This is a genomic window from Rhodococcus sp. 05-2254-2 (assembly GCF_002259095.1).
Taxonomy (GTDB): domain Bacteria; phylum Actinomycetota; class Actinomycetes; order Mycobacteriales; family Mycobacteriaceae; genus Rhodococcoides.
This window is the reverse complement of sequence record NZ_NOZJ01000005.1, coordinates 1-5,581: the sequence shown is the minus strand read 5'-3', so window position 1 is coordinate 5,581 and position 5,581 is coordinate 1. Positions and strand designations below refer to the sequence as shown.

Genomic DNA, 5,581 nt, shown 5'->3' with positions numbered 1-5,581 from the left:
CTCCGGGTCGTAGTCCTGGCCGCCGAGTGCGGCGAAGTTGCGACCTTCGTCCCACGGGACGTAGTCGTGAGGGTGCCACTCCCGCGCCATCGAGATGTGACGGTTCACATTGTCCTCGGCAGTGGGCACCAGCTCTTGCAGAAGCTCGAGCTGTGTCAGATCCCTCGCCATTAGATCGCCTCCATAGATTGCGTACGACCGGTCCAGCTTACGGCACCGTAGGTTCGGTGTGAACCGTGTCGAGCCTGTTCACTTGCTGTTCCGGCGGTCGTGATGTTCGGTGTCGATCGACGCGATGCGCCCCCGGAGCGCCGATCCTCCGACCGGCTTTCGCGAGTTCACGACCGCTGCAGTTCCCCCTGCACGTCGCTCGGCCTCGGCCGATCGTTACGTCCGAGTGTACGTTCCGGACAGGTGTGATCACTGTTACCCGGACGGTGTGTGGTGCCCCCAGTAGGACTCGAACCTACGACCTGCGGATTAAAAGGTCCACGATTCAGCCCTATGACCGCGCTGCGGTCCGTCGCCTGAGCGCCGCGTGATGACCAAGTTGTTCTGCTCCCAATGCGGCGAGTTCATCCGCGAGGTGTCCGGCTCTGCTCCACCGGTACCGGTTCGGCACCGATCGTGCATCGACTCTGTGAATAAGCCCGACCGATCTGTCCGGTTTGGGGTAGTTGTGACGCATGAGCACTAACGCGACTATCGACCAGTGGGAGATCTTCCAGCACGGCCAACGCCGATCCGACCTCACGATGTACGAACGCATCAGGGTCTTGCGAACTTTCGAGCGCGAGGCCGGCCTCGATCCAACGTTCGCTCAGCCACTCGACATCGTGCGGTGGTATGCCTCGCACCCAGAGTGGTCGCGCAGCACCCACTACTGCTACCACTCGTACCTCTCGACGTGGTTCAAATGGCTACAGGTGCAGGACATTCGAGTCGATAACCCGATGCTGAAAGTGGGCACGGTGCGGCAGCCGAAGCGCAAGCCACGGCCCGTTGCCGACGTGCACCTGATGAAGCTGCTCGCGACGAACATGCATCACCGCACCCGCGTGATGATCCTGCTCGCCACATTGGCCGGCCTCCGCTGCATCGAGATCGCGGCATTCCGCGGTGAACACGTCGACCTCGCGCGCGGCCGAATGCTGGTGCTCGGCAAGGGCGGTGATGAGAAGTGGGTACCGCTGCACCCGGTGCTCGCGGCCACCGCCGAGACCATGCCGCAACGCGGCTGGTGGTTCCCCAGCAACAAGACACGACCAGGACAGCACGTCACCCGAAAGTCCGTGTCGCAGATCGTCGGTGACGCATTCCGGCGGGCCAACGTTCCCGGCTCAGCGCACCCCTTACGGCACTGGTACGGGACAACGCTGCTCGAAGACGGGGCCGACGTGCGTGTCGTGCAAGAGTTGATGCGTCACGGCTCGATCACCTCCACTCAGGGATACACCGGCGTGTCCGATGTGAGGATGCGGGCCGCAATCGACAAGCTGGACCTGTTCCGTGCCGTAGCCTGACCGACCATGACGGTGTTCCAGGAAATGGCGTGGATCCAACTGTTGATTCTGCTCACGCTGTGGGGCTTTGCGATCGACACCCTGCTGCGCCGCCGGCGGGCGCGCAAGCCCACCGCGCCGAACCCGAACGCACACCGAGCGACGACCGTCCTGCTGTGCGTGTGCGCCGGCGTGGTCGTGTTCGTCGTCGTGATCATGTTCCTTGCTCAGGTCACCAGCTAGCTCAGCGTCAGAAACGTGCCGGACGCGGCGACTGCGCGGCCACCCGTGAGGCCGGCGACGTAGCCCTCGACGGTGATCAGTCGATCGACGCCGGCAGCGGGGACGGTCAGCGTGGCGGTCACTATCTGTCCACCGGCTGGTGATGTGCCGACGACGACGCCGTCTGCGAGGACGCGGCAACTGTTGACTGCGTTGCTACCGCCGTAGGTCACCTGCACCACTGCCGTGGCGGTCACGCCGGCCGGCAGCACGAGCCCGTTGCTCACCACCACCGAGCCGCTGCGCGCCGCCCAGCTGGTGATCTGTGACCACGTCGAGCCTGACAGGGTTTGGTTGCCGGACTTGTCCATGCCGGCACCGGCGTACGCCTGCCACACGAGATCGTTGCCGATGTGGATGCGGGACACCGGATCTGCGCCGACATAGACGGAACTGACTGCTGCGTCCCCGATGTGGAGTGGCATCAGCCGACGATGAAGTAGGCGGTGGTGGCGTCCTTCGACCCGAGTGCGGCGTACGCGGCGGCGGTCATCTTGCGGACGTTGGCGATTCCGGCGACGTTCTGCACACCACCAGCGGGACCGGCCGGACCCTGGACACCCTGATCACCCTTCACGCCCTGGTCACCCTTCGGGCCTTGCACACCCTGGTCACCCTTCGGACCCTGCACGGTCGACGCGGCACCTTGCGGGCCTTGCGGACCCTGCGGACCTTGCAGGCCGCGCGGACCCACCTGATAGGGGCGGTCGTTCCACGGGGCGACGCCGTTGCCGCACTTGAGAAAGCCTGTGTCACGTTCGACGCCGAGTTCACCGTCCTTGAGTACCGGGTTCTGTACTGCCCACTCCGCTGCTGTAGCGCGGAGCTGCTGAATGCGTGCGCGTGCAACCATCAGAGCGTTCCTCCATCGAGTTCGTAGACATCGGGTTCATTGGGGTACCGGCCGTCGACCAGACCCTTGGCCGGGACGAAGATCGTGCCGGCGTCGGTATCACCGAGCGTGATCAGTGGCACCGGGGTGTCGGGTAGCCAGTACACCTGCTCGCCGGTCACGTCGAAACGCAGCAGCACTTTGCGGAGTCCACCGGGCGAGATCTTGTGCGTCACGCGCCGGATGCGCCTCACGTACGACACACCTCGGAACCGGACCACGATCGCGTCGAGCACGTCGAGTTTCGCTACGAGCTGCCACTGTGTATCGGTCTCCACGGGGATGGTGATCGACTTCGGGCCGGACCGCTCGATCGAGTACTCGTCCAGGATCGCAGCGGCCCACGCCGAGAACGACGTACCGAAGTCGCCGGCCTCGATGTCGAGCAGCTTTCCACTGCCGCGCACGACACGGAACGACTTCGACGCGAGACCGTAGGAGTTGATGGCAGCTGGCCGGCGGTACTCGGCGGTCTGGGTCCGCGACTTCATGTGTCCGAACTTGAGCGGGGGATCTTCCGAGGTGGTGGTCCGGTCGAAGTCCTCGGAGTCCATCAGATGCTCACGCACCGACACCTGGTTGATGAGATCTTTTGTGTCACTGCCGAACTCTGCGTCGATCGAGAACGATGCGTCACCCTCACCGGGTACGTCGGATACGTCCATCGCGATACCGGCCGGCAGCGAGGACAGCACCTCGAGGCGGTCGTGCCGGGTGAGTCGAAAGAAGCCCTTGCGGGCGTTGCGGGTCATCGTCAGGGCGTCGAGCATCGTCAACCGGTCATCGCGGTACGACGGTTCCACTCCGCCCCACGCCGGGAGCTCGCGCGCCGGGCCGGTCACATCGTCGCCGTCGATCACAGCGGGGATTCCGGCACGGTTGAGGATCGGGGCGTACTCGGCAAACGTGTCGAATGCGACCTTGGCCTTCATCGATCCGAGCCGGCCGTGACTGTCGTGCACGCCGATCTCCACCTGGGACGGGTGCCGGCCGTCCTCCACTATCCGGCGAGTACGGATCGTGCCCGACGCCAGCACAGTGAAGCCGCCACCGGGATGCAACGCAAGGATGCGGACCCTCTTGCCTGCAACGACTTTCGCGGGGATCTCCGTCGAGATCAGGCGCACAGTCGTCACACCGAGGTCGGCCTCGATCTTCTCGGTAGTGATCTCGTTGACGTGGTCGGTGATGTCCTCGTACGTGTACCGGTGCAGTCGAGTCTGCTCCTGGGTCAGCGTCTCCCACTGCGCAGCGGGAGCACCCGGTGCCGGCTGCGGCTTCGGTACCACAGTCAGCCGTAGCGGGTTCACGTCGGCATGAGTGAAGAAGTTCTTGTTGGCGTTGAACTGCCCTGAGCGATAGGGGAAGTCGTAGGTCGCGGAAAGAAACTCGCGGGAGGCCGAGCTCCACCAGGTGGGTGCACGTTGAGCGACCAGACTCACGGTTAGATGCAGACCGGTCACTCCTGCCGGCACCGTTGCCGGTGTGACAGTCGGCAGCGTGAACAGCACACTGTTGGTGAACGTTTCGTACCCCTGCAGGAACGCCTCATAGGAGAGCAGTTCCGTCGCCATCTCCTCCACCACGCCGTATTCGTCTGTGACGCTGTACATTCCCCACAGTGAGACACGCACCCGCACGTCGGTCGCCAGTCCATCGGAGTTCAGGGTGACGGTGCCGGTCTTGCGCACTGCGAATCGGCCGGCGAACGACACGAGGTCACCCTCGGACACCGGCGTCGGGTATTTCGTCTGGGCGACCACGGGGCCGATGTTGCGGGTGGACTTGTTCTCGGTGGACACCGTCACATCGACGTCGGTGACAACCTTGTCCGATCCGGTGCCTGACGTTGTGAGCCGCACCGAGGGCGTGACGATCACACCGGACAGCGACTCGTCTTTACGTACGGTCGGGTAGGTGCCGTAGCCGGCGAAGGGGGACGTGACGGGCAGCATCGACACGTCGGGTGGCAGTGCCAGCAGCTTCCGCAGCGGCACTCCATCGACCGGATAGGACGCCGGCGACCGGCCGTCCTCGACCCATACATCGGCGCGGTCCGATTCGACCTGCACTGCCACTTTCGTGGCGTCGGCTTTCCTAGACACTGATGGTCTCCGATCCACCGACAGCGGAGATGTACGCCCCGACAGCGTCCTTGATCTCGCGGCCGACCTTCACCGGGTCCGCGAGCAGACCGGCCTCGACAGTGACGAACACCTGCTGCTGCACACCGATCCCACCGGACAGACCGATGTTCGGGACCAGTTCCTCATCGAAACGCTTCGTCACAGCCTTCGCCAGAGACGATGCCTCCGTGATCAGCTCGCGACGCTGACTGCCGAGACCGTCGATGAAGCCCTTCACCATCGCCTGACCGTGCGGGATGAGCATTATCCGGTCGGCAGCAATTCCCTTGCGGCCCTTGTATACACCCTTGTTGGCGGCAGCCACCGCGCCCAGTTCGGCCGCAGCAGCAGCCACCGCGCCGGCCTGGGACCGGAGGCCTGCGGCGAAGCTGGCGCCCGCAGCGGAGCCCTGACCGGACAGATTCACCGACACGCTCGACGCGGCAGCGGCCATCGACGCGGCAGCGGACGCGACAGCGCCGGCCGAACCGGCGAGACCGGATGCGAACGACTTGCCGGCCGCAGCTCCCTGAGCCGACAGATTCACGCTCGCACCTGCGGTGTCGATGTCGACGCGCACCGGCACCGGGGCCGGCGGCGGGATGTTGATCACGGGCAGCGAGACATTGAACGTGATCGGCACCGGCGGCGGTGGAGTGAGATTGAGCGTCGGTTGGGTCACGTCGAACGTGATCGGTACCGGGGCCGGTGGCGGCACCGTGACGGCAGCGCCCTCGACTACCTCGACCGTGACGGGGACAGGGGGCGGGGGCGTGACC

The 5,581-nt window shown here is 64.9% G+C and carries 6 protein-coding genes and 1 pseudogene; 2 read left to right on the top strand and 5 right to left on the bottom strand.

Annotated elements, in window-relative coordinates:
• Positions 1 to 171 (bottom strand): acyl-ACP desaturase (locus tag CH283_RS07855; RefSeq protein WP_176460331.1); only part of this gene is annotated, 171 nt, incomplete at its 3' end.
• Between the two features lie 515 nt (positions 172 to 686).
• Between CH283_RS07855 and CH283_RS07850 the strand changes: the two genes are divergently transcribed.
• Positions 687 to 1,523, top strand: a complete 837-nt coding sequence (locus CH283_RS07850) for a tyrosine-type recombinase/integrase (protein ID WP_094638687.1) — start codon at positions 687 to 689, stop codon at positions 1,521 to 1,523.
• A gap of 6 nt (positions 1,524 to 1,529) precedes the next feature.
• Complete coding sequence (locus CH283_RS07845; protein WP_094638688.1) at positions 1,530 to 1,745, top strand: hypothetical protein; 216 nt, start codon at positions 1,530 to 1,532, stop codon at positions 1,743 to 1,745.
• Here the strand turns inward: CH283_RS07845 and CH283_RS07840 are convergent.
• The 4 genes and pseudogenes from CH283_RS07840 to CH283_RS28235 all read right to left on the bottom strand — a co-directional run.
• Positions 1,742 to 2,209 (bottom strand): hypothetical protein, encoded by a 468-nt coding sequence (locus CH283_RS07840; protein ID WP_094638689.1) that lies wholly within the window; start codon positions 2,207 to 2,209, stop codon positions 1,742 to 1,744. The two genes, CH283_RS07845 and CH283_RS07840, sit on opposite strands and share 4 nt — an antisense overlap.
• A complete protein-coding gene (locus CH283_RS28985; RefSeq protein WP_176460456.1) occupies positions 2,209 to 2,637 on the bottom strand; it encodes a phage upper tail fiber protein in 429 nt (142 codons plus the stop codon). Before CH283_RS28985 ends, CH283_RS07840 begins: the two co-directional genes overlap by 1 nt.
• Entirely contained in the window at positions 2,637 to 4,781 is a 2,145-nt protein-coding gene (locus CH283_RS07830; protein WP_141215326.1) for a hypothetical protein, read from the bottom strand. The genes CH283_RS28985 and CH283_RS07830 overlap by 1 nt, the downstream gene beginning before the upstream one ends.
• A pseudogene (locus CH283_RS28235) lies at positions 4,774 to 5,581 on the bottom strand (hypothetical protein); the annotation flags it as partial. The pseudogene CH283_RS28235 and the gene CH283_RS07830, both read right to left, overlap by 8 nt.